Annotated in this window: 18 protein-coding genes; 15 read left to right on the top strand and 3 right to left on the bottom strand. The window is 71.5% G+C overall.

From position 1 onward, the window contains the following. Positions 1-262 precede the first annotated feature (262 nt). Positions 263-2,569, top strand: a complete 2,307-nt coding sequence (locus ACFWBW_RS03135) for a cytochrome P450 (RefSeq protein ID WP_385367809.1) — start codon at positions 263-265, stop codon at positions 2,567-2,569. A 698-nt stretch (positions 2,570-3,267) separates the two neighbouring features. Here the strand turns inward: ACFWBW_RS03135 and ACFWBW_RS03130 are convergent. Next, positions 3,268-4,233 carry a pirin family protein gene (locus tag ACFWBW_RS03130; RefSeq protein ID WP_385367807.1) on the bottom strand — a complete coding sequence of 322 codons (966 nt, stop codon included), beginning with the start codon at positions 4,231-4,233 and terminating at the stop codon, positions 3,268-3,270. Positions 4,234-4,380: 147 nt separating this feature from the next. Between ACFWBW_RS03130 and ACFWBW_RS03125 the strand changes: the two genes are divergently transcribed. The 6 genes from ACFWBW_RS03125 (at position 4,381) to ACFWBW_RS03100 (ending at position 8,938) form a co-directional block, all read left to right on the top strand. After that, positions 4,381-4,764 carry a tetratricopeptide repeat protein gene (locus tag ACFWBW_RS03125; RefSeq protein WP_385368072.1) on the top strand — a complete coding sequence of 128 codons (384 nt, stop codon included), beginning with the start codon at positions 4,381-4,383 and terminating at the stop codon, positions 4,762-4,764. A 210-nt stretch (positions 4,765-4,974) separates the two neighbouring features. Beyond that, a complete protein-coding gene (locus ACFWBW_RS03120; protein WP_385368070.1) occupies positions 4,975-6,171 on the top strand; it encodes a methyltransferase in 1,197 nt (398 codons plus the stop codon). An 87-nt stretch (positions 6,172-6,258) separates the two neighbouring features. Beyond that, entirely contained in the window at positions 6,259-7,023 is a 765-nt protein-coding gene (locus tag ACFWBW_RS03115; RefSeq protein WP_385367805.1) for a MerR family transcriptional regulator, read from the top strand. 123 nt (positions 7,024-7,146) lie between these two features. Continuing rightward, entirely contained in the window at positions 7,147-7,776 is a 630-nt protein-coding gene (locus ACFWBW_RS03110; protein WP_385367803.1) for a DUF6230 family protein, read from the top strand. Beyond that, positions 7,767-8,285, top strand: a complete 519-nt coding sequence (locus ACFWBW_RS03105) for a DUF6114 domain-containing protein (RefSeq protein WP_385367801.1) — start codon at positions 7,767-7,769, stop codon at positions 8,283-8,285. The genes ACFWBW_RS03110 and ACFWBW_RS03105 overlap by 10 nt, the downstream gene beginning before the upstream one ends. Next, positions 8,282-8,938: a hypothetical protein gene (locus tag ACFWBW_RS03100; RefSeq protein WP_385367799.1), complete on the top strand. Its 657-nt coding sequence runs from the start codon at positions 8,282-8,284 to the stop codon at positions 8,936-8,938. The genes ACFWBW_RS03105 and ACFWBW_RS03100 overlap by 4 nt, the downstream gene beginning before the upstream one ends. Positions 8,939-9,013: 75 nt before the next feature. Here ACFWBW_RS03100 and ACFWBW_RS03095 read toward each other — a convergent pair whose 3' ends face one another. Further along, complete coding sequence (locus ACFWBW_RS03095) at positions 9,014-11,776, bottom strand: penicillin acylase family protein (RefSeq protein WP_385367797.1); 2,763 nt, start codon at positions 11,774-11,776, stop codon at positions 9,014-9,016. A gap of 145 nt (positions 11,777-11,921) precedes the next feature. On the opposite strand from ACFWBW_RS03095, the gene ACFWBW_RS03090 reads away from it, so the two are divergent. Then, positions 11,922-12,221, top strand: coding sequence for a DUF2087 domain-containing protein (locus tag ACFWBW_RS03090; RefSeq protein ID WP_385367795.1), 300 nt, complete (start codon positions 11,922-11,924; stop codon positions 12,219-12,221). Here ACFWBW_RS03090 and ACFWBW_RS03085 read toward each other — a convergent pair. Next, the gene (locus ACFWBW_RS03085) at positions 12,194-12,958 is read right to left on the bottom strand and encodes a phosphodiesterase (RefSeq protein ID WP_385367793.1); all 765 of its coding nucleotides are present in this window, start codon (positions 12,956-12,958) and stop codon (positions 12,194-12,196) included. The two genes, ACFWBW_RS03090 and ACFWBW_RS03085, sit on opposite strands and share 28 nt — an antisense overlap. A 315-nt stretch (positions 12,959-13,273) precedes the next feature. Between ACFWBW_RS03085 and ACFWBW_RS03080 the strand changes: the two genes are divergently transcribed. The 7 genes from ACFWBW_RS03080 (at position 13,274) to ACFWBW_RS03050 (ending at position 21,274) form a co-directional block, all read left to right on the top strand. After that, on the top strand, positions 13,274-13,663 hold the full coding sequence (locus ACFWBW_RS03080) for a VOC family protein (RefSeq protein ID WP_385367791.1): 390 nt from the start codon (positions 13,274-13,276) through the stop codon (positions 13,661-13,663). Positions 13,664-13,822: 159 nt separating this feature from the next. Continuing rightward, a complete protein-coding gene (locus ACFWBW_RS03075) occupies positions 13,823-15,028 on the top strand; it encodes an NAD(P)/FAD-dependent oxidoreductase (RefSeq protein ID WP_385367789.1) in 1,206 nt (401 codons plus the stop codon). Between the two features lie 85 nt (positions 15,029-15,113). Then, positions 15,114-16,016, top strand: a complete 903-nt coding sequence (locus ACFWBW_RS03070) for a LysR family transcriptional regulator (protein WP_385367787.1) — start codon at positions 15,114-15,116, stop codon at positions 16,014-16,016. A 232-nt stretch (positions 16,017-16,248) separates the two neighbouring features. After that, on the top strand, positions 16,249-17,496 hold the full coding sequence (locus ACFWBW_RS03065; RefSeq protein WP_385367785.1) for an NAD(P)/FAD-dependent oxidoreductase: 1,248 nt from the start codon (positions 16,249-16,251) through the stop codon (positions 17,494-17,496). A 124-nt stretch (positions 17,497-17,620) separates the two neighbouring features. After that, a complete protein-coding gene (locus ACFWBW_RS03060; protein ID WP_385367783.1) occupies positions 17,621-18,061 on the top strand; it encodes a MarR family winged helix-turn-helix transcriptional regulator in 441 nt (146 codons plus the stop codon). A gap of 196 nt (positions 18,062-18,257) precedes the next feature. Beyond that, positions 18,258-20,351 carry an MMPL family transporter gene (locus tag ACFWBW_RS03055; RefSeq protein ID WP_385367781.1) on the top strand — a complete coding sequence of 698 codons (2,094 nt, stop codon included), beginning with the start codon at positions 18,258-18,260 and terminating at the stop codon, positions 20,349-20,351. 29 nt (positions 20,352-20,380) lie between these two features. Beyond that, positions 20,381-21,274, top strand: a complete 894-nt coding sequence (locus ACFWBW_RS03050; protein WP_385367779.1) for an oxygenase MpaB family protein — start codon at positions 20,381-20,383, stop codon at positions 21,272-21,274. Positions 21,275-21,341: the final 67 nt, after the last annotated feature.

The raw sequence follows: 21,341 nt of genomic DNA, 5'->3' as shown, positions 1-21,341 counted from the left end.
CGACGGGGAGGTGGGGGTCTTGTGACACAGTGGTTCCCCCCGTCGGGGCTTCTGAGGGAAGAGCCCAAAACGCTCCGGGGCGCCCCCCCACACGGAAAGCCCGGACGGTTGCGCATTCCGTCCTGATAGCGGGCAAACCTAGCCTGGTTCTCTGCGGGGGATGGCAGCCGGCCAACGGCCGCCGGAGTGCCCACTCGCCCCGCCACCCCGCGCCGGCGACTTCGTACCGCTGCGGGAACTCGCAACCCCTTAGGACGAGAACGTGACTACGGACGCCCCCGCATACCTGCCGCCCCGAACGGTCGCCACCGCTCCCGGGTGCCTGCCCCTGGTGGGGCACTCGCTGGCCCTGTTGCGCGACCCGATCGGCGTACTGCAGTCGATCCGGCCCCTCGGCGACCTGGTGGAGATCCGGCTCGGCACCCTGTCCGTGTACGCCGTGAACTCGCCCGCGCTCCTGCGGGAGATGCTCGTCACCGACGCGGTCTCCTACGAGAAGGGCCGCTACTTCCAGAAGTCCCGCCCCTTCCTCGGCAACGGACTGCCCAACTCCGAGGGCGACTTCCACCGCCGCCAGCGCCGCCTGATGATCCCCGCCTTCCACCGCGAGAAGCTCAACTCCTACACCGACGTCATGCGTCTGAGCGCCACCACGTACTCCGAGGCCTGGACACCCGACAGCACGATCGACGTGGCCTCCGAGATGTACGCGATCGGCAGCGAGGCCGTGGCCAAGGCCCTCTTCGGCAGCGCCCTGGGCAACGAGGAGGTCCGCCTCATCCGGCGCTGGCTGCCCACCTACGTCCACGAGCTGATGCGCCGTGTCGTCTCGCCCGTCGACTGGCTCGACCGCCTCCCCACCCGCGGAAACCGCCGCTTCCGGGAATCGGGCACCCAGTTGCGCAAGGTCGTCGACCGGCTGATCCGTGAACGCATCGACGACGGACGGCCCCGCGCGGACCTCCTCGGCATACTGATGGCCGCCCGCGACGCCGACACGGGCGAGCCGATGAGCCCCGACCAGCTCCACGACGAGGTCATGACCGTCATGGCCGCCGGAATCGAGACCGCCTCGACCAGCCTCACCTGGCTCTTCCACGAGGTCGGTGCCCGGCCAGACATCGAGCGCAGGCTCCACGCCGAACTCGACGAGGTCCTCGGATCGAGGCTCGTCACCTTCGAAGACCTGCCGAAGCTCGTCTTCACCCAGAACCTGGTCAGGGAGACGCTCCGGCTGCGCAGCCCGGCCTGGATCCTGATGCGCCAGCCCGCCCGCCCCGGCGTCGTCCTCGGCGGAGTGGAGATCCCCGCGGGAACCGAGCTCCTGTTCAGCCCGCTCACCATCCACCGGGACCCCAGCCTCTACCCGGACCCGATGGAGTTCGACCCGGACCGGTGGCTGACCGCCGACCCGCGAGGCTGGGCCTTCCTGCCGTTCGGCGCAGGCCCGCGCAAATGCATCGGCGACCACTTCGCCCTCACCGAAATGGCCACCGTCGTCGCCACCATCGCCGCCCGCTGGAGGCTCGTCCCGCTCTCCGAGCAGCCGCCCCGCGAAGTGCCCGGCGCCGTACTGGTCCCGAGCCTGTTGCAGATGTCCCCGCAGCCCCGAGCCGCGCAGATCCGTACCGGCGGCACGCGGAACGACGCCGGCCTCCACCTCCCCTTCCCCGCACGGATCAGCCCCGACGCCGCCCGCGCGGCCGCCGAACACCTTCAGTGGCCCCGCTCCTTCGGTCTGCTCCCCACCGACGCGGCCGCCGAGCGTCACGCCCGCGCCCACTACGCCGAACTCGCGGCCCGCTTCCACCCGGCCGCGACCGGGCCGGACCTGGCCCTGGGCGTCGACCAGATGAGCTGGTTCTTCTGCTTCGACGACGCCTTCGACGGCCCGGCCGGCGACCACCCCGAGCAGGCCCGTACGGTGGTCGACGCGGTCGCCGACGCCCTGGACGGGCCGCCCTCCCCCGACGCGCCACCGCTCGCCCGCGCCTTCCACGACCTGTGGCTGCGCAGCCGCGAGGGCATGTCACCGTCCTGGTGCGAGCGGGCGGCCGCGCACTGGCGGGCGTATCTGTACGGGCACGTCCAGGAAGCCGCCAACCGGCAGTCCGGGACCCTGCTCACCGTGGACGAGTACCTGCGGCTGCGCCGCGACACCATTGGTGTGCAGCCCACGCTCGACCTCGCCGAGCGGATCGGCCACTACGAACTGCCCGCCGAGCTCTTCGCCTCGGACACCGTGACAGCTCTGCGCACCCTGGCCGCGGAAATCGACTCCCTCCACAACGACCTCTACTCGCTCTCCAAGGAGGAATCCGGTGCGGACCCGCACAACCTCCTGCTGATCCTCCAGCGCACGGACGGGGCGGACCGCGACGACGCCTCCACCAGCGTGCTCGGCATGCTGCACGCACGCATCGCACGCTTCCGCAGCCTCGAAAGCGAACTGCGCACCCCCGACGGCACTGCGCCGAACCGCTACCTCCGGGACGCCCTGCACACGGTCATGCGCGGCCCCTACGACTGGGCACCACGATCCGGGCGATACAGCACCGGCCCGCTGTGATCACCGGGACTTGAAGCCTCGCAGGCGTGGCGGGCACCAAGATCCGGACCAGTCGCGTCCAACGATCCGTACTCACCGGAGTTTTCGCCGGTCAGCGTGTGTGCGACGGCTGTACCATCAGGAGACGAAGAACCTGCTGGCGAGTCAAGCTGACTGAAGTACTGCCTCACCAGTTCAACGAGCGGGTAAGGCAGCCGGTAGGTCGAGCTATCCGCATGGCCGCACCCGAGCCCCCACCCCGCGGTTAATACGTGGAGTGGCGCTCGGCGGACACCCGCTCGGCATGGGACGCCTGTCGGCGTAACCTCAGCGACTTCAACCACGCGCTTTGTTGACTGCCTACAACGTCGCGCGCCGGCCTCCGCGAGAGACGGGCAGCGAACCGCGGCCTCGAAGGAGAGCCCACCTGGAGGCGCCCTGCAGCAGCCAAGGGGGGCCCGGGCTGGGGACCTCGGCGTGGCGATCGCCTGCTGGGAGGCGCACCCTGGCTCCCCTCCAGAAATCTAACTACTCGTCAGTAGAGTCAGCAAAGGGTCAGCATTCGTCCGACTAGACCTGACCACAGCCTGCTTCACCTGAGACTCGACCTTAAGACCGGGAAACGCTCCCAGAGGCCGCGTCGACGTCCGACGGACCTCCGGAAACGGAGCGACGGCGCGGCCACTAACCGGGCCCCGCCTTCAGGACATGCGTGCAGTTCAGCGCACTCTTCCCCTAGGCTTCAAGCGAGTTGGGGGGAGTTCCGGAGCCGGAATCGGAGCGCCGTCGTAGCCCTTGACCTCGCCGTAGCGGGTGCCGTTCATCCAGTCCTCGCGGAAGCCTGCGATATCCTCTTGGGACCGTCCGATCCAGTTCCAGAACATCACGATCTCCTCCTCGAACGGCTCGCCGCCCAGCAGCATCAGGCCGGCGTCCGAGACCGCGCGCAGGGGGAGGTCCGTGCGGCCGCAGCCGAGGTAGAGCATGGCGCCCCGGAGGACCGGGACGCCGTCCACGTGGGCTTCGCCCGACATCGACAGGACCGCGTACTCGAAGTCCGGGTTCAGCGGGAGCCGGGTCTCCGTGCCCGCCGCCAGGGCCAGGTCCGCGCCGACGATCGGGCTGTACGCGGTTCCGGGCGAGGTCGCCGAGTCCAGGGTGCCCAGGATGACCGTCGCGGTCAGGCCCGGGGCGCTGACCTGCGGGAGGTCCGCGTGGTGCTGGAAGTGCGGGTCCACGTCGCGGTGCGCGTCCGGGAGGGCCACCCACAGCTGCGCGCCGTGCAGGAAGCGGGCGTGCGGGCGCGGGCTCTCCTCCGAGTGGCTGATGCCCCGGCCGGAGGTCATCAGGCCGAGCTCGCGCGGGCGGATCGTCGCCAGGCTGCCGACGCTGTCGCGGTGCAGCACCTCGCCCTCGTGGAGCCAGCTGACCGTCTGGAGCCCCGAGTGGGGGTGCGGGGCCACCGCCATGCCGGGCTCGTCGGCGATGTCGTCGGGGCCGTAGTGGTCGACGAAGCACCAGGCGCCGACCATGCGGCGGCCCAGGTTCGGCAGGAGCCGGCGGACCTCGGTGGACTCGCCGAGTTTGACGGTGCGCGGGCTCAGGAGCTCGCGTACGGGCTCGGCGACGACGAACCCGCGGCCGCCACAGGTGGAGAGAGCGGGCTGGCGATCGAGATTGCTCATACCGCACAACTTAGCCCCGGCGCCGCCGCCGAGGTCATGGGAATGTGCGTACGGATCCACGTGTTGAGCAGCCCGACGGAACGACGAGCGCGACAGAGCACAGAGCACAGAGCTCGGAGGAAGGATCCGATGGACGTGAGCAGCGCGATGGACGTGACGGGCGCGGTGGGCGCGATCGACGCACAGCAGGGCTACCTGGAGCACGGGACCACCGCCGAGCGCTGGGACCGCGGCCGGCTCTTCTTCGAGGCGAAGGAGTACGCGAACGCCGCCCGCGTCCTGCACGGTGTGGCGGCCGAGGCCCCGGAGCTGCTGGCTCCGCGGCTGCTGCTGGCCCGCGCCTACTACCACTCCGCCCAGCTCTCCAAGGCCGAGCGCGAGCTCCGTGCCGTGTCGGAGCGCTGGCCCGTGGAGGACTACGCGCAGCTGATGCTCGGGCGGACCCTGGAGCGCCAGGGGCGGGCCGCCGAGGCGGCTCCGTACCTGCGGATCGCCGCCGCGATGGCCGGGGACTTCCCGGAGCAGCGGTAGCGCAGAGGCCTGGGCGCGGAGCGGTACGGACCGGGTACCGGCCCTGTACCGACCGCGTCCGGACCGGGTACCGACCGGGTCCGGACCGCGGCCGGACCGCGGCCGGACCGGGCATGTCGCGGGGCCGGGTGCCGCGCCGCCCACTCTCCCGGCCCCGCCCGTGCGGGACCGGGCCGGTCCCTCGGTTAGCCTGGGGGCAATATGAACCGTCTGACCACGCCCTTCGGCTCCTACGAGCTCGCCCGCTTCCCCGAGGACCCGCGCGACCGGCTCTTCGCATGGGACGCCGCCGACGAGTACCTGCTGCGCCACCTCGAGTCCGGTACGGGTGAACGCGGCCCGGTGGATCTGGCCGGCGCCGGGCAGATCACCGTGATCGGTGACCGCTGGGGGGCGCTGACGACGGCGCTGGCCGCGCACCACCCCACGCAGATCACCGACTCCAGCCTGACCCGCTCCGCCACCGCGGCCAATCTGGACCGCAACGGCATCGGGACCGCCAAGAGCACCGTGACCCTCCTGACGACGCAGGACGCGCCGCCGGAGCGGATCGACGTGCTCCTGGTGCGGGTACCGAAGAGCCTGGCGCTGCTGGAGGACCAGCTGTACCGGGTGGCCCCGCACGTACACGCGGGGACGGTCGTCGTCGGCACCGGCATGGTGAAGGAGATCCACACCTCCACCCTGCGGCTCTTCGAGAAGATCCTCGGTCCGACGAAGACCTCGCTGGCCGAGAAGAAGGCCCGCCTGATCTTCTGCACGCCCGGGAACCCCGGAGCCGCGCATCCCCGGACCGACGGCCCGTGGCCGGTGACGTACACCGTCGACAAGGACGCCGGGTCCGGCTCCGGTCTGACCGTGGTCAACCATGCCGGGATCTTCTGCGCAGACCGCCTCGACGTCGGCACCCGCTTCTTCCTGCAGAGCATTCCCACCAACACCGACGGGGCCCGCGTCGTCGACCTGGGCTGCGGCAACGGCATCGTCGGCACGGCGGTCGCGGTGGCCGACCCGGAGGCCGAGGTCGTCTTCACGGACGAGTCGTACCAGGCGGTGGCCTCGGCCGAGGCCACGTACCGCGCCAACATCCAGGGGCGCCTGGACCGCGCCGAGTTCATCGTCGGGGACGGGGTCTCGATGCTGCCGCCCGGTTCGGTGGACCTGGTGCTCTGCAATCCGCCCTTCCACTCCCACCAGGCGACGACCGACGCGACGGCGCTGCGGATGTTCGCGCAGTCGCGCAAGGTGCTGCGGCCGGGCGGCGAGCTGTGGGTGGTGGCCAACCGCCACATGGGGTACCACACCCACCTGCGACGCCTCTTCGGCAACAGCGAAGTCGCCGCGAGCGAGCCGAAGTTCGTGGTCCTGCGGGCGGTCAAGCGGCGCGAGCAGCCGCGCGGCGCGTGACCTGCCGGTACACCCTGCGCGGCGATCTCCCGACCGCCGCGCGCTAACTCGCCGGTAGGCCCGTCCCCGCGTCCTACACTCGGCCGCGTGAGCAGTCAGGTGGATCAGGACGCGGCCGTCGGCGGGCACTACCGCCGGGACGAACTGGCCCGCGCGGCCGGGGTCAAGGTGCGCAACCTGCGCTACTACCAGGAGCGCGGGCTCCTCCCGCCGCCGCGCCGGGAGGGGCGGATCGCCTGGTACTCCGACGACCACCTCACCCGACTGCGCCTGATCAACGACCTGTTGGGGCGCGGCTACACCGTCAACGGCATAGCCGAGCTGCTGGCGGCCTGGGAGCAGGGCGGCGGGCTGTCCCAACTGCTGGGCCTGGAGCGGGAGATGACCCGCGACTGGGAGCAGGAGGAGCCGGTCGTCATGTCCCGCGGCGAGCTGCGGAAGCTGTTCGGCCCGACGGCCTCCCCCGAGGACACCCGGCGGGCGGCCGAGCTGGGGTACGTGACGGTCGACGGGGACCTGGTCACGCACCGCAGCCGGCGACTGCTGGAGGCGACGGTGACGCTGGTGCGGGCGGGGGTCCCGCTCGCGGAGGTCCTGGACGCGGGTGACTTCGTACAGACGCAGGCGGCCGCGGTCGCGGACCGGTTCGTCGCGCTGTTCAGCACGCACGTGATCGGCGCGGAGGGGCTGGAGCAGCTTTCGGCCACGCGCCTGCGGCAGATCACCGAGGCGGTGTCGGCGCTGCGTCCGCTGGCCGGCGAGGTCGTGGCCGCCGAGTTCGCCCGGGCGATGGCCCGGCGCGTGGACGCCGAGGTCGCCGAGCTGCTGCACACGGAGTCTCCCGGGGCGTGACTGGCGAGTAGGACTCGGCCGAAAAGGTACGCCCGAGCAACCTTGCCAACCCCCATTGGCACTCTTACATTCAACTCGTCGGTAACAAATAACGGTGCACAGCCGAACATAAGGGATGATCTCATGGCAGATTCCCCGAAGTTATCCGAGAGGGCCGACGACGCGGGCAGAGTCCGCTGGCGCCGGTTCGCCGTACTGACCCTCCCCGCCGTCGCCGTGACCGCCGGCCTCGGCATCGCCCTCGCGCAGGGCGCGCTCGCCGCCTCCTTCGCCGTCTCGGGCCAGCAGTTCAAGGTGTCGGCGAAGAGCCTGGAGGGCGAGGGCTTCGCCCAGTACGGCAGCGTGGACGTGAACGCCCGCGAGGAGCTCATCCCGGTGGCGGTCACCGCCATCCGGGAGGCCAAGCTCCACAGCCTCTGCCAGTCCGTGGTGACCACCCTCCCGATCATCGGGGACATCTCGCTCAACCTCACCGCCGGCCAGAAGGCCCCCGTCGAGGCGAGCAACCTCTTCGTGGACGCCACCCAGCTCTCCGGCGACGCGGTCTTCACCAACATCGAGATCGGCCGCGACGCCTCCACCCTGGACAAGGGGCCGGCGGACGCGGTGGGCATGCAGGACCTGTTCGCCCAGCAGGCCGACACCGTCAGCATCACCGATCTCCGCCAGACGGCGTGGGCCACCAACGCGGGCACCTTCAAGCTCTCCGGGCTGAACATGAACATCAGCAAGGGCAAGAAGGAATGCTTCTGAGCCGCTGGCGGCGCTGGCGGCACGGCCGGCCCTTCTGGGGCGGGCTGTTCGCCATCCTGGCCGGGGCCGAGATCTGCGCCCTGCCGCTCGCGCCCCTGAAGATCATGCTCCAGCAGGGGGTCGCCGGGATCCCGTCGGTCCTGATGGGCATCGTCATGATCGTGCTCGGCCTCACCGCCTGGTTCTCCCCGCCCCAGCGCGCCCTGGCCGGCGTCCTCACCACCCTCATCGCAACGGCCGCGCTGGTCCTGTCGAACCTCGGCGGGTTCCTGATCGGCACCCTGCTCGGCATCCTCGGCGGCGGCCTCATGTTCGCCTGGCAGCCGTACGCCGCCCCGCGCCCCGGCGCCGCACGGGACCCGGAGGCATCCGCACCCGGGGCCCTCGCGGCCCCGTCCCTCACGGCCCCGTCCCCCACGGCCCCGTCCCTCATCGTGCCGTCCCCCACGGCCCCGCCCCCCACACCCGCTCCCCCACAGCACCCCGATCCCCAAGGAGCACAGCCATGAGCCGTACGCGCACCACCACGCTCGCGCTCGCCGCGGCCGCCGCGGCCGGAGCCATGTCCCTCGCCCCGGTCTCCGCCACCGCCCTGCCCTTACCCCTGGCCGGGTCGACCACCGTCACCCCGGCCGGGCACGCCTTCAAGGCCACCCTCAGCGGGAAGGCCACCCTCAAAGCCGGTTCCGTCACCGTCACTTGTACGGTCTCGGTGTCCACCGGCGCGGTGCCGGCCGCCCCCGGCAACAACAACCCGGCAGGTCCCGTCTCCTCCCCGATCTCCCCGCCCACCTACAGCTCCTGTACCTCGAGCATGTGGGGCGTGACCCCCACGGTCACCACCAGCGGCGCCTGGTCGGTGTCGATGCAGAACGGCTCCCCCATCACCGCCACCATGACCGTGCCCACCGGCGGGCTCGTCGTCCAGACCAGCGGTCTCGCCTCCTGCACCGTCACCGCCGCCCCCTCCGGACCGGCGAGCGTCCCCGGGACCTGGACGAACGGCGCCCCGCCGAGCCTGACCTTCACCAACGCCTCGGTGCCGGTCACCGTCACCGGCGGCTTCGGCTGCCCGACGAGCGCGACCGCGTCCACCTTCAACGCCGTCTACAAGGTCACCGACACCACCAACCCCGCACAGCAGATCACCGTCGCACCCTGACACGCACGCCGTGCGCGCGGAGGCCCGCCGGCCCCGGACCACTCCGGAGCCGGCGGGCCTTCGTACGCGAGGTCCTCAGCGGTGGGCCGGGAACTCCACCACCTGCTGATAGGTGGGCCGGTTCTGCCAGTTGATCTGCGGATGGGCCAGGCCGCCCACCGGACGCTGCACGATCGCGTCCGCGCACCACTGGTTGCCCGCGGCGCAGATCCCGTCCGCCGGATACACGGCGGCGGGAGTGGCGGCCGCCGCCTGCTTGAGCGTTGCCGTCATGGCGTCCCGGCACCCGGACAGCGAGCCTCCCCCGCAGTACGTCCGGGCCAGCGGTCCGGACACCGGGCGGCCGAGCACCGTACGCAGGTCCTTGTCCACGTAGCTCCACCAGCCGTACTGGAATGCCGAGCCGGCATGTGAACCGGTGGGTCCGTGGCCGGCGTTGGGCGCCTCGTCGATGGTCAGCGAGGCGCGCAGGGCCTCGTAGAGCGGCGCCCCGAGGCCGGGCTTGAACTCTGCCTCGACGAGCAGCGGCCACCAGGCGTCCATGATCCGTACGGCGTCCGCGTGCGCGTACGTCTTCGAACCGCGCGCGGTCTCCTTGCGCTCGGCGCCCGCGGCCTGCCAGGCGGCGAGCTTGTCGATCGCGGCCCCGACGGCCGGATCGGTGACGGGTGCGCTGCGCAGCACGGCCAGCAGCTCGGGGAGCAGGTTCTCGGCGCGCAGGTCGGTGACGGCCGCGTCGGCCATGGCCTGGGTCAGCTTGGCCCGGGTCACTCCGCCCGCCGCGACGAGCGGTTTGACGCGCTGGTCGAGGAGGTCGCCGCGGTGGACGGAGCCCATCCCGAATCCGGCCGCGCCGTACCCCTTGGCCTGCTTGTTGTTCCAACTGATGTAGTAGTCCTGGCCGATGGACTGCGGGTGCTCGGCGGGCGGGGTGTAGGCCGCGGTGTTGGCGGCCGGGTCGAAGCCCTGCCATTCGTAAGCCTGCTTGCCCTGGATGGGCAGCGCCGGGTCGACTCCGGCCGGACGCACCGGGTTCGACCCGCTGTTGTAGTAGGCCGCTTCGCGCGAGTCGGCGTAGAACCAGTTGAAGGCGTAGCCGATGTGCCGGGCCGCCTCCTGGAAGGTGCGGGCGTCCTTCACGTAGGAGGGGTCGTTGAACATCTGGAAGCCGATGATCGAGTCTGCCTCGTGGCGGTACGTGGAGCGCAGCGCGGTGTAGGCCACGGGTTTGCCCGCTATGGTCGCGCGGTGCGTGACGATGCCGTAGTTGGTGCGCCACACCTGCATCCGGTAGGAGCCGCCCGGAGTGGGGTCCGCGACGGAGGACTTCCAGGTGTTGGTGTGCTCCAGCTTCTCCATGGGCGTGCAGGTGCCGCGGTAGAGGTACGAGGTGCTCGCCCTGGTGGGGGCGCCGCCGCCGGGCTCGCACAGTTCGACGGCGAAGGTGTCGGTGATGTCCTGGCCGGCCGAGGTGGCGCTCCAGGCGTAGTCCTGCCCGCGCCCGAGCTGGACGTACATGCTGACACCCGCGAAGGAGGCGCCGCGCGCACTGATGCCCGGGCCCTGGAGCTCCTGGAGCATGAGGAGTTGGGGAGCGAGGTAGCCGGTCTGCGGTCCGAAGACCGCGATCGGGTGGCCGCTCGCGGTCTTCGTGCCGGAGACGAGCAGGGCATTGGACATGCTCTGCTTCACCGACTTGGGCGGGGTGGCCGCGGCGGCGGTCGCGGCCGAGCCCGTACGGTCGTACACGAGCTGCTCGGCGGTGACCGAGCCGGCGTCGGGCAGGGCCGCGCCCTGGGGGACGGCCGGCTTCTGCGCGTAGGGGAAGCTCGTCCCGTCGTGGACGGTGAGCACGGCTTCCGGGTCCTCGCGCTGCCGGAAGGACTCCCAGACCCGGGTGCCCTCCTCCAGGCCGTACGTCTGCTGCGCGGACAACAGGGAGAGCGCGGCCTGCACTTCGCCGCCTCCGCCGCCGCCGAACAGGCCGCCCACGACGGAGGCGAGGGCGATCAGGTCGGTGAGCTTGAAGGGCTGGATCTCACCGGCGTTGGTGATGGAGTTGATGTGCCCGGTCAGCACGTACTCGCCGGGGAAGTAGCGGCCGTTCTTGGACTGCACGCGGTAGGCGTTGATCCCGTCGATGTACGCCTGGGCGTCCTCCATCGCGAGCCGCCCGCGCTCGCCCTCCGCGGTGCGGATCCGGTCGACCTGTGCCTGGAGGTCCGCCTCGGTGTACGGGGCCTGCGGCCAGAACTGCTGCTCCAGGCCCTGGTTGGCGAGGGCGCCGCCCGCGAAGGGGGTCAGATCGCCCCGGCCGACGTGCCGGAAGAGGTCCATCTGCCAGAGCCGGTCCTGGGCTGCCGCGTAGCCGGCGCCGAAGGAGGTCCCGTAGCGGGTGGTGCCCTTGATGTGGGGGACGCCGCTCTTCTTGTCCCGGGTGATGGTGACGTCGGAGCGCGGGCTGCTGGTGGACTCGACCTGGTCGGCCGGGACGCCGAAGGAGGCGTCGTTGAAGAACTCGTTGACCTTGGCGTCGGTGAGACCGGGATAGCCGGCCACCAGGGAGTCGTAGCGCGCCAGTTGGTCGGAGGTATGGGCGGGCAGCGTGCCGAAGGCCTTGTGGGCGAGGATCTGCGCGAGGGTGGCGTTGCCGCTCTGGCCGGGCGGCAGGATGTCCGCGCACTGACCTCCGCAGTAGTCGGCGATGGGGAGCGGCACCGGGGCATCGGCACCTGATGCCGCCGCGGCCGGGGTCAGCAGGGCCGCTCCGAGGGCGATCAGTGCGGTGGCGACGGCAGTTCGCGTACGGGCTTTCGTGTGCGTGGTGGGGCGTCGCATACGTGCTCCTCCGTGGGGGGCAGGAACCGGTCACGGGGAGGGTACTGGCAGGTGCTACCACTCAGTAAGATGAACGACCGTCACTTCTTGCCCCTACGGAAAAACTTGTTGCCCCGGGGCGGCCGCCCGGGTGAAGCTCCACCACATGTCACAAAGCACCGCAGAGACCAGCACGCGCACCCTGCGCGGCGTCACCGACCTCTTCGCCGCCGACGGCCGCCTCACGGCCATACCGCGCAAGGCGGCCCGCCGCGAGCAGTTGCTCACCCACCTCACCGAGACCCTCTTCACGGCGGACCGCGCCTACACGGAGCCCGAGGTGAACGGCCTGCTGCTCACCGTCCACGAGGACTGCGCGGCGCTGCGGCGGTACCTGGTCATCGCCGGGCACCTCACCCGGACCCGCGACGGCTCCGGCTACCGGCGGGCGACGACCACCCTGTAGTGGGTCGTCAGCCGGCCGTCCTCGCCGATCACGTGGAAGGCCACGGCCGGCGGCTCGTCCGTGTGGATGTACTCGCTCTCCCCGGACGCCGCCTCCCACGGGAGCCGCGTCGTTGACACCACGCCGGGAGCCACGAGCAGCGGCCGCCCCGCGAAGGTGGTCGCCGCGCCGGTGTGGGCGTGCCCGCACAGGAACGCCGTCAGGTGCGGGTGCCGCTCGGCCAGCGCCGCCAGCCGCTCCTCGCCGAACTGCCGGATGCCGTCCACGTACGGGATGTGCAGCGGGACGGGCGGGTGGTGGAAGGCGACCAGTACGGGCACCTCGCGCGGGGTGCCCGTGAGCACTCCGTCCAGCCAGGCGATCGTCGAGTCCTCCAGGTACCCACGGTGTTCACCGGGTACGGACGAATCGCACACCGCGAGGACGAAGCCCTCGCCACGGAGCACCTGGTCGACCGGGCCCGCGGACGGGCGCTCCTCCCCCAGCAGACCGCGCCGGAAGGCGGCGCGGCCGTCGTGGTTTCCGGGGCAGACGACCAGCGGATGACGCGAACCGAGGGCCTTGCGCGCCTCCTCGTACTCCTCCGGGCGCGCGTGATCGGCGATGTCCCCGCTCACCAGCACCGCGTCGAGCTCGTACGGGAGCCCCTCCAGGTACTCCATGACGGCACGGGTCCGCTCGGCGGCCCGCTCCCCTCCGTCGAGGTGGACGTCGCTGAGGTGGGCTATCACGATCACGGGCGGTGACTCCTTCGGTCCGGAAGCTGGGATTGTATGCCCGCGACGGCGCGGCCCGGACGGGACATGGCTGCTCCTCTGCCCGATCCGGCCCGGCGGCGGATCCACCGAACCCGCACGGCCCTTGCCCGCACCGACTCACCCCACACCGCGGGCGCCCGTCGAAGACGTAACCGCATCCCGATCGGGGGTGCCCGCAACCGGATCGTGAACCGCTGGGTTAACCGTCCTTGCAAGAAGCGATCTTGATCCACATCCCCGCTGCGCCGATCGTTGGCCGTGTCGAGATCCGGCCACGGGAGGGGAGACCACTCCATGAATGTCATCGCGTCCGCGGTGTTGCTGACCGTCGCAGATCCGGCGGCATCGAGCCGCTACCTCACCAACCACCTGGGGTTTCGCGAGGTGTTGGTGGCCGAGGGGACCATCCACCTCTCGCGCGACGACGCGGCAACCGACCTCATCGTCCTCCAAGGCGATCCAGAGCCGGACCCCGCACCGGGGCCGCCGGCTGCGCAGGCCGAAGTGACGGTGTCCTTCACGGTCACCGACCTGCCCGGCGAGTACGAGCGGCTGCGGCGGGAGGGCGCGCGGATCGCGATGCCGCTGCGCCAAGAGCCCTGGGGCGAGCGGGTGTTCCACCTCGCGGACCCCAACGGCGTGCTGATCCAGCTGGTGGAGTGGGTGCCGCCCGCCGGTGCCTGACGGCCGTCGCGCCCCACACCCTCCTCTTGTTCCTCCTCCTTTCCTCCTGTTCCTCCTGTTCCTCCTTCTGTCGTGCAGGTCACTCAGCCGGACCTGTCACACGGATCGGGTCTCCGGTGTCTTGTGCCCGGAACCCCTTGAAACGATGGGAAGCACACCATGAACGAGAACACCGAAGTGACCGTCATCGGCGGCGGATACGCCGGCGTCATGGCCGCGAACCGTCTGACGAAGCGCGGCGACGTGACGGTGACGCTGGTCAATCCGCGTCCGGACTTCGTCCACCGGATCCGCCTGCACCAGCTGGTGGGCGGCTCGGACGCGGCGGTCATCGCCTACCGGGACGTGCTGGCCGAGGACGTCCGGCTGGTGGTCGACACCGTGGCGCGGATCGACGCGGAGGACCACAGCCTGGCGCTGGCCTCGGGCGGCACGCTCGGCTACGACTACCTGGTCTACGCCGTGGGCAGCGGCAGCGCCGACCCGGGCGTTCCCGGAGCGGCCGAGTTCGCCTACCCGCTCGCCACCCTCGAGGACGCGCAGCGGCTGCGCCCGGCCCTCGACGCGGCCCCGCCAAGAGCCGCGGTGACCGTGGTCGGGGCCGGACCGACCGGCATCGAGACCGCCGCCGAGCTGGCCGAGCAGGGCCGTGCCGTCACCCTGGTCTGCGGCGGGGTGCTCGGCCCGTACCTCCACGCCCGGGGGCGCCGCTCGGTCGCCGGGCGGCTGAACCGGCTCGGTGTGCGCGTCCTGGACGGCCCCGGCACGGAGGTGACCGCCGTCGGCCGCGACGCCGTGCAGCTCGCGGACGGACGCGAGGTGCCGAGCGGGGTGACCATCTGGGCCGCCGGGTTCGCCGTGCCGGACCTGGCCGTGCGCAGCGGGCTGAGCACCGACGCGGTGGGCCGGCTGCTCACGGACGAGACGCTGACGAGCGTGGACGACGTACGCATCGTCGCGGCCGGCGACTCGGCGGCCCCGTCGGGCCTGCCGCTGCGGATGAGCTGCCAGGCCGCGATGCCCTTGGGTGCGCGCGCCGCCGACACGGTGCTCAGCCGGATCGCGGGCGAGGAACCGGCCACCCTCAACCAGCCGTTCGGTGCCCAGTGCATCAGCCTGGGCCGGGGTGACGGCATCTTCCAGTTCGCCAAGCGGTCGGACGTCGCGGTGTGGTTCAAGGTCGACGGCCTCCTGGGCGCCAAGCTCAAGGAGACCGTGTGCAAGTACGTCCCCAAGCACCTGGCCGACGAGGCGGAGAAGCCCGGCTCGTACAGCCTGCACCTCAAGTCAGGAGGTGCAACGCGCCGGCAGCTGCTGGAGGCCCGAGCGGACGGGGCGCAGGCCGCCCCGGAGCGGGTCGCCTAGGCCCCTCAACCCCCCTTGAGGATCGCAATGATGATCAAGGTAGACTCCCGCGCTGTTCGATAACCGCCGGGTTATCGCCGGGGAATTGGGGGAGCCGGTGGAGCTGCGGGACATCGAGATCTTCCTGGTGCTGGCCGAAGAACTCCATTTCGGCCGGACCGCGGAGCGGTTGCGCGTCTCCCCGGCGCGCGTGAGCCAGGCCATCAAGAAGCAGGAGCGGCGCATCGGCGCCGAACTGTTCAGCCGCACCAGCCGGACCGTGCGCCTGACCGAGATCGGCCGGCAGCTCCGTGACGACCTGCAACCGGTGTACGCGGGCCTGCACGCATCCCTGGATCGGGCCAGGCTGGCCGGCCGCGGCATCACCGCGCAGCTCCGCGTGAGCATGCTGCCCTTCAACGTCGCGGATCTGCACCCCTATTGGAAGGCATTCAGGTCCCGATACCCGCAATGGGGACTGCAGATCCGCCAGACGACCTTCACCGACGTGTTCGGCCAGCTCCGTTCCGGGGCCATGGACGTCGTCGTCGCCTGGCTACCGGTGGACGAGCCGGACTTCACCGTCGGCCCGACGCTGTGCACCGACTCTCGTGTCCTTGCCGTGGCCGCCGGCCATCAGCTCGTGGGACGGGACTCCGTGCCCCTCGAGCTGCTCGCCGACTTCCCGCACAGCACGGCCCTCGGCCTGCCGGACTACTGGGAGGACAGCTACCTGCCCTTCCACACCCCGCGGGGCCGGACGATCGAACGCATCACGTCCGCGGACACCGCCCATGACCTGATCAGCATGGTCGGCATGGGCGAGATCATCCACAGCTTTCCCGGCCATGTCACCCGGTACTGGGGTGGCATGCCGAACATCCGGTGGATTCCCATCCCCGACCTGCCGGTCATGTCCTTCGCCCTGGTCTGGCGGACCGAAGCCGAGAACGACCTCGTCCGCGCCCTGGCCGACACGGTGAACGATCTCGGCACGTTCCGCTTCTGACCCGGCGCGCAGCAGATCCGGCCCGCAGCCGACCCTGCCCACGGCAGGCCCGGTCCACAACCGCCCCTGCCCACCGCACGCCCGGTCCACAGCCGCCTCTGCCCACCGCAGGCCCGGCCCGCAGCCGACCCGTCCCCGGCGCGCCCCCGGCGGACCGGCCTGCGACGCGACGTAGCGTGGGCCGGGGCCGATCGCCGAGGGCCCCATCACCCTGAAGCGAAGGTGACCGCGCATGATGCGGGAGCAGGGAAACAGCCCGGACGTGATCGTGGTCGGTGCGGGCGCCGCCGGCCTCGCCTGCACCGCGGACCTGCTGGCAGGAGGGCTCCGCGTCGGCCTGTTGGAGGCCTCGGACGCCGTCGGCGGGCGCATGCGCACCGACCGTTCCTCCGGCTTCGTCACCGACCGCGGTTTCCAGGTGCTCAACACCGCGTACCCGCAAGTCAAACGCCGCCTCGCACTCCGCCCCCTGCGCCTGCGGCCCTTCACCCCGGGCGTGCTCGTGCACACGGGTGGTGGCCGGCTGCTGCGCTTCACGGATCCCACCCGGCGGCCGCGCGAGAGCCGCGACCTGCTTCCGGGCCGGCTGGCCACGGCCCGTGACCTCGCGGCGCTCGGAATCCTCACGGCGCAGGACACGCTCCTGCCTCCGCGTCTGCTGCGCGCCCGGCCCGACCGGACGACCCTCACCGCGCTGGCCGAGGCCGGGATCTCCGACGGGCTGGTCGAGACCTTCTTCAGGCCGTTCCTGTCCGGGGTGTTCCTCGAAGACGGCTTGGAGACCTCGTCCCGGTTCTTCCACCTGGTCTGGCGCAGCATGGTGCGCGGCACTCTGTGCCTGCCCGCCGACGGCATCGGAGCCGTCCCCGCCCAGCTCGCCGGCCTCCTTCCCCCGGGCGTTCTCAGCACCGAGACCCCTGTTTCCCGGCTGACCGACGACGGGGTGGCCCTGGCGGACGGTACGGAACACCGTGCCCGGGCCGTCGTCGTCGCCACCAACCCGGCAGCGGCGGTCCGGCTGCTGCCCGGGCTGAGCGTGCCCGCGGGGCGTACGGTCACCACCCTGTACCACGCCGCCGACCGCTCGCCGCTTCGAGAGCCCACGCTGCTGGTCGACACGAAGCGCCGGTTCCTCAACACCTGCGTGCTCAGCGAGGTGCACCCCGGCCACGCCCCCGACGGCCGCGCACTCATCGCCACCTCCGTCCTCGGGGCACCCGATCCCACGGAGGAGGCGGTGGTCCGGTCCGCGCTCGCAGAAGCGTACGGAGCCGACACGGACACCTGGCAGCTGGTGAGCCGGCACACGGTGCGCGATGCGCTGCCCGCCATGGCCCCGCCCCTTCCGCTGATCCGGACGACCAGGTGCGGCCCACACCGGTACGTCTGCGGTGACCACCGGGCGACCGGCTCGCTCCAGGGCGCTCTGGCTTCCGGGTCCAGGGCCGCCCGCGAGGTCCTCGCGGACTTCGCCCGCTGAACCCGTCACACGCCCCGGACGGTTCGTCACTTCGCGGGCCGCCCGAATGCTTCTATACGCTGGCCCGGTGGCCAATACGGATGTGCGAAATTCCAGCGGAGGTGTCCCGGAAGGGAACGGTGAGGTGGGCCTGCACGCGTTCGCCGTGCAGTTGAGGCGGCTGAACGGGGAGGTCAACCGCCTGGTCCACGGATTCGCGCACGATCAAGGACTGCACCCCACGGACGTCCAGGCCCTGTCCGTCATCCTCGACAGTCCCGCACCCCTCACTCCCGGCCGGCTGCGCGAGCACCTCGGCCTCACCTCGGGCGCCGTCACGGCCTGCCTCGACAGGCTCGAGCGCGCCGGCCACATCACCCGCTCCAGGGAGAGTGCGGACCGCCGCGTCGTCCACATCCGCTACGCGGAGGGGGGCAGGGCAGCGGCCCGCTCGTCCTTCATGCCCCTGGCCGAGGCCACCGACAGCGCCCGCCACCGGTTCAGCGAGGAGGAACTCGCGATCGCCCTGAGGTTCCTCACCGCCTTGAACGAGGAACTCGGCGACCTGCGGGCTCCGGGGCGCTGAGTCCTCGGGCCGCCCGGCCCGCATCCGCGCATCCGCATCCGCACATCCGCGTCTGCATCCGCACCGGCCCTTCCCGGAGAAGAACAGAAGTACGCGCACGCAGCGGCGGCCCTCCTGACCTCCGTGATGCCGTCGCCCGCTAATCTATTTCAATCATTGAGATTGTTAACTGTTGAGATAAATCCACAGGAGCGCCATGTCCGCCTCTTCACGGTCCACCCGATGGCTGATCCCTGTCGTCCTGCTCGTCGCCTGGCTGCTCATCGGAGGCGGACTGGGCCCGTACGCGGGCAAGCTCGGCGAGGTGGCCACCAACGATCAGACGGCCTTCCTGCCCCGCAGCGCGGAATCCACCCGGGTCGTCGAGGCGCAGAAGGCCTTCAGGCAGAACGAGAGCCTGCCCGCGGTCGTGGTGTGGACCGCGAAGACGCCGGGCGGGAAGCTGGGGCCCCGGCAACAGGACGACGCCACACGGGCCTTGACCGGTCTCGGCAACGGCGGCCTCGCGGCCGGCCCGTCCTCCCCCGCCGTCCTCTCCGCCGACGGGCAGGCGCTCCAAGGCGTCGTACAGCTCGAGCCCGACCTCGGAGAGGAGCTGCCCCGGGCCCTGGAGGAGATCTCGGCGGCCGCGGCGACGGTCCCCGGGACCGTCGCGCAGGTGGCCGGCCCGGCGGCGAGTCAGGCCGATCTCGCCGACGCCTTCGCCGGGATCGACGGACTCCTGCTGGGCGTCGCCCTCGCCGCCGTCCTGCTGATCCTCCTGCTGGTCTACCGCAGCCTGCTGCTCCCCCTGGTGATCATCGTCGGTGCCGTCTTCTCCCTGGGACTCGCCTGCGCGATCGTCTACGTACTCGCCGACCGTGGCATCGTCCGCGTCGACGGGCAGGTGCAGGGCATCCTCTCGATCCTCGTGATCGGCGCGGCCACCGACTACGCCCTTCTGCTCACGGCGCGCTTCCGCGAGGAACTCCAGGCCCGCTCGGACCGGTTCGCCGCGGTACGGGCGGCCCTGCGGCGGTCGGTCGGCCCCATCACGGCGAGCGTGGGCACCGTCGCCCTCGGCCTGCTCGCCCTGCTCCTGAGCGACCTGACCAACAACCGCGCCCTCGGTCCCGTGGGGGCCATCGGCATCGTGTGCGCGGTGCTGAGCACCCTCACCTTCCTGCCCGCCGCCCTCGTCCTGCTCGGCCGCGCCGCCTACTGGCCCGCCAAGATCGGCCACACCGCCGACGACAGCACCGGCCACGGAATCTGGAAGACCGTGGCGGCCGTGGTGGACCGTGCCCCGCGCAAGGTCTGGGCCCTCAGCCTCGCCGTACTCCTGGCCTGCGCCGCCTTCGCCCCCACGCTCAACGCCAAGGGCGTGCCGCTGGAGGAGATCTTCGTGAACGACGCCCCGTCGGTGGCCGCCCAGCAGACCCTGAGCGAGCACTTCCCCGGCGGATCGGGCAACCCGGCCGTCGTGATCGCGGACGCCGGCCGGATCGACCAGGTCAAGCGGGCGGCCGAGCAGACCGAAGGCGTCGACGCCGTCACCCCCCTCACCGCACCGGGGCCGGCGGGCGGCCCCCCGCTCGTGGCGGACGGGAGGGTCCGCCTCAACGCCACGCTCGAAGCACCCGCGGACAGCAGGTCGGCACAGCAGACCGTCGTCCGACTGCGCCAGGCGGTCCACTCCGTACCGGACGCCCACGCGATCGTCGGCGGCTACAGCGCACAGCAGTACGACACCCAGCGCACCGCCGAGAACGACCGCAAGCTCATCATCCCCGTGGTGCTCGTGATCATCCTGATCATCCTCGCCGGACTGCTGCGCTCGGTGCTGATGCCCGTGCTCCTCGTCGCCACCGTCGCCCTCAGCTTCGTCGCGACCCTGGGCATCTCCGCGATCGTGTTCCAGCAGCTCCTCGGGTTCAGCGGCACCGACTCCTCCGTCCCGCTGTACGGCTTCGTCTTCCTGGTGGCCCTCGGGGTCGACTACAACATCTTCCTGATGACCCGGGTCCGCGAGGAATCCCTTCTGCACGGCACCCGCCGGGGAGTACTGAGAGGACTCGTGGCCACCGGCGGCGTGATCACCTCCGCAGGTGTCGTCCTCGCCGCCACGTTCGCCGCGCTCGGCGTCATCCCGCTGGCGTTCATGCTCCAGATCGCCTTCATCGTGGCCTTCGGTGTGCTCCTCGACACCCTCGTCGTCCGGTCGCTCCTGGTACCGGCCCTCGTCAGGGACATCGGCCCGGCGGCATGGTGGCCCGGATCGCTCAGCCGCGCCACCGGCGAGAAGCATTGAACCGGGCACCGGGCGGGCAGGACACCACCATGGACAAGTCCTCTGCCGGAGACCGGAACCTACGGGCCCGGCTCGGCTCGACGCTGTTCAGCCGGGTGGCGGGTCCATCCGGCCCCGCCAACCGCGCACGGATCCACACCGCACCCGGCCCCAGGTGGTTCGGCCCCGACCGCCCCATCCGCACGGTCCACGGCGACGCCTCGATGTTCATCGGAGGGCTCGGCGCCCTCCTGCTCCAGTCCCTGCATCCGCTCGCCATGACCGCCGTGGCGGCACACTCCGACTTCCGCGGCGACCCGTGGGGCCGGCTCCAGCGCACCAGCACCTTCCTGGCCGTCACCACCTACGGCACGGCTCAGGACGCACAGCTCGCCGTCGACAGGGTCCGAGCGGTCCACGAACGGGTGAGGGGCACCACAGCGGAGGGCGACCCCTATCGCGCGGCCGACCCCCACCTCCTGGGCTGGGTGCACGCCGCGGAGGTCGACAGCTTCCTGCGCGCACACGAGCGCTTCGGAGCGCACCCGCTCGACGCGGCCGGATACGACGCCTACGTCGCGGACACCGCGCGGGTGGCGACGGCCCTCGGCGTACTGGACCCACCACGCGACAGGGCGTCGCTACAGTCCCTTCTGGCGCGGTACCGGCCGGAGTTGCGGGCCACGCCCGAAGCCCTCGACGCGGCACACTTCCTGCTCCGCCGTCCGCCGCTGCCCTGGCCGGCCAGGGCCCCGTACGCCCTGCTCGCCGCGAACGCGATCGCCCTGCTGCCCCCGTGGGCCCCGGGCATGCTCGGCCTGCGCCCCGCGACCGGCCCGGTGGAGATCTGCGTATCCCTGTCGGGGCACGCCCTGACACGGACCATCCGGTGGGCGATGTCCCCGCCGCCCCCATCGCCCCGACCGCCCCCACCGCCTAGCTGAGCCATCGCGCGCGGACTGGTCGACAGCTCCGCCCTCCTCCCCCGGGACTCCCTGAACTCCCTGAACT

This window comes from Streptomyces sp. NPDC059957, from assembly GCF_042730015.1.
GTDB lineage: Bacteria > Actinomycetota > Actinomycetes > Streptomycetales > Streptomycetaceae > Streptomyces.
This window is presented reverse-complemented; position numbering and strand designations above follow the sequence as displayed.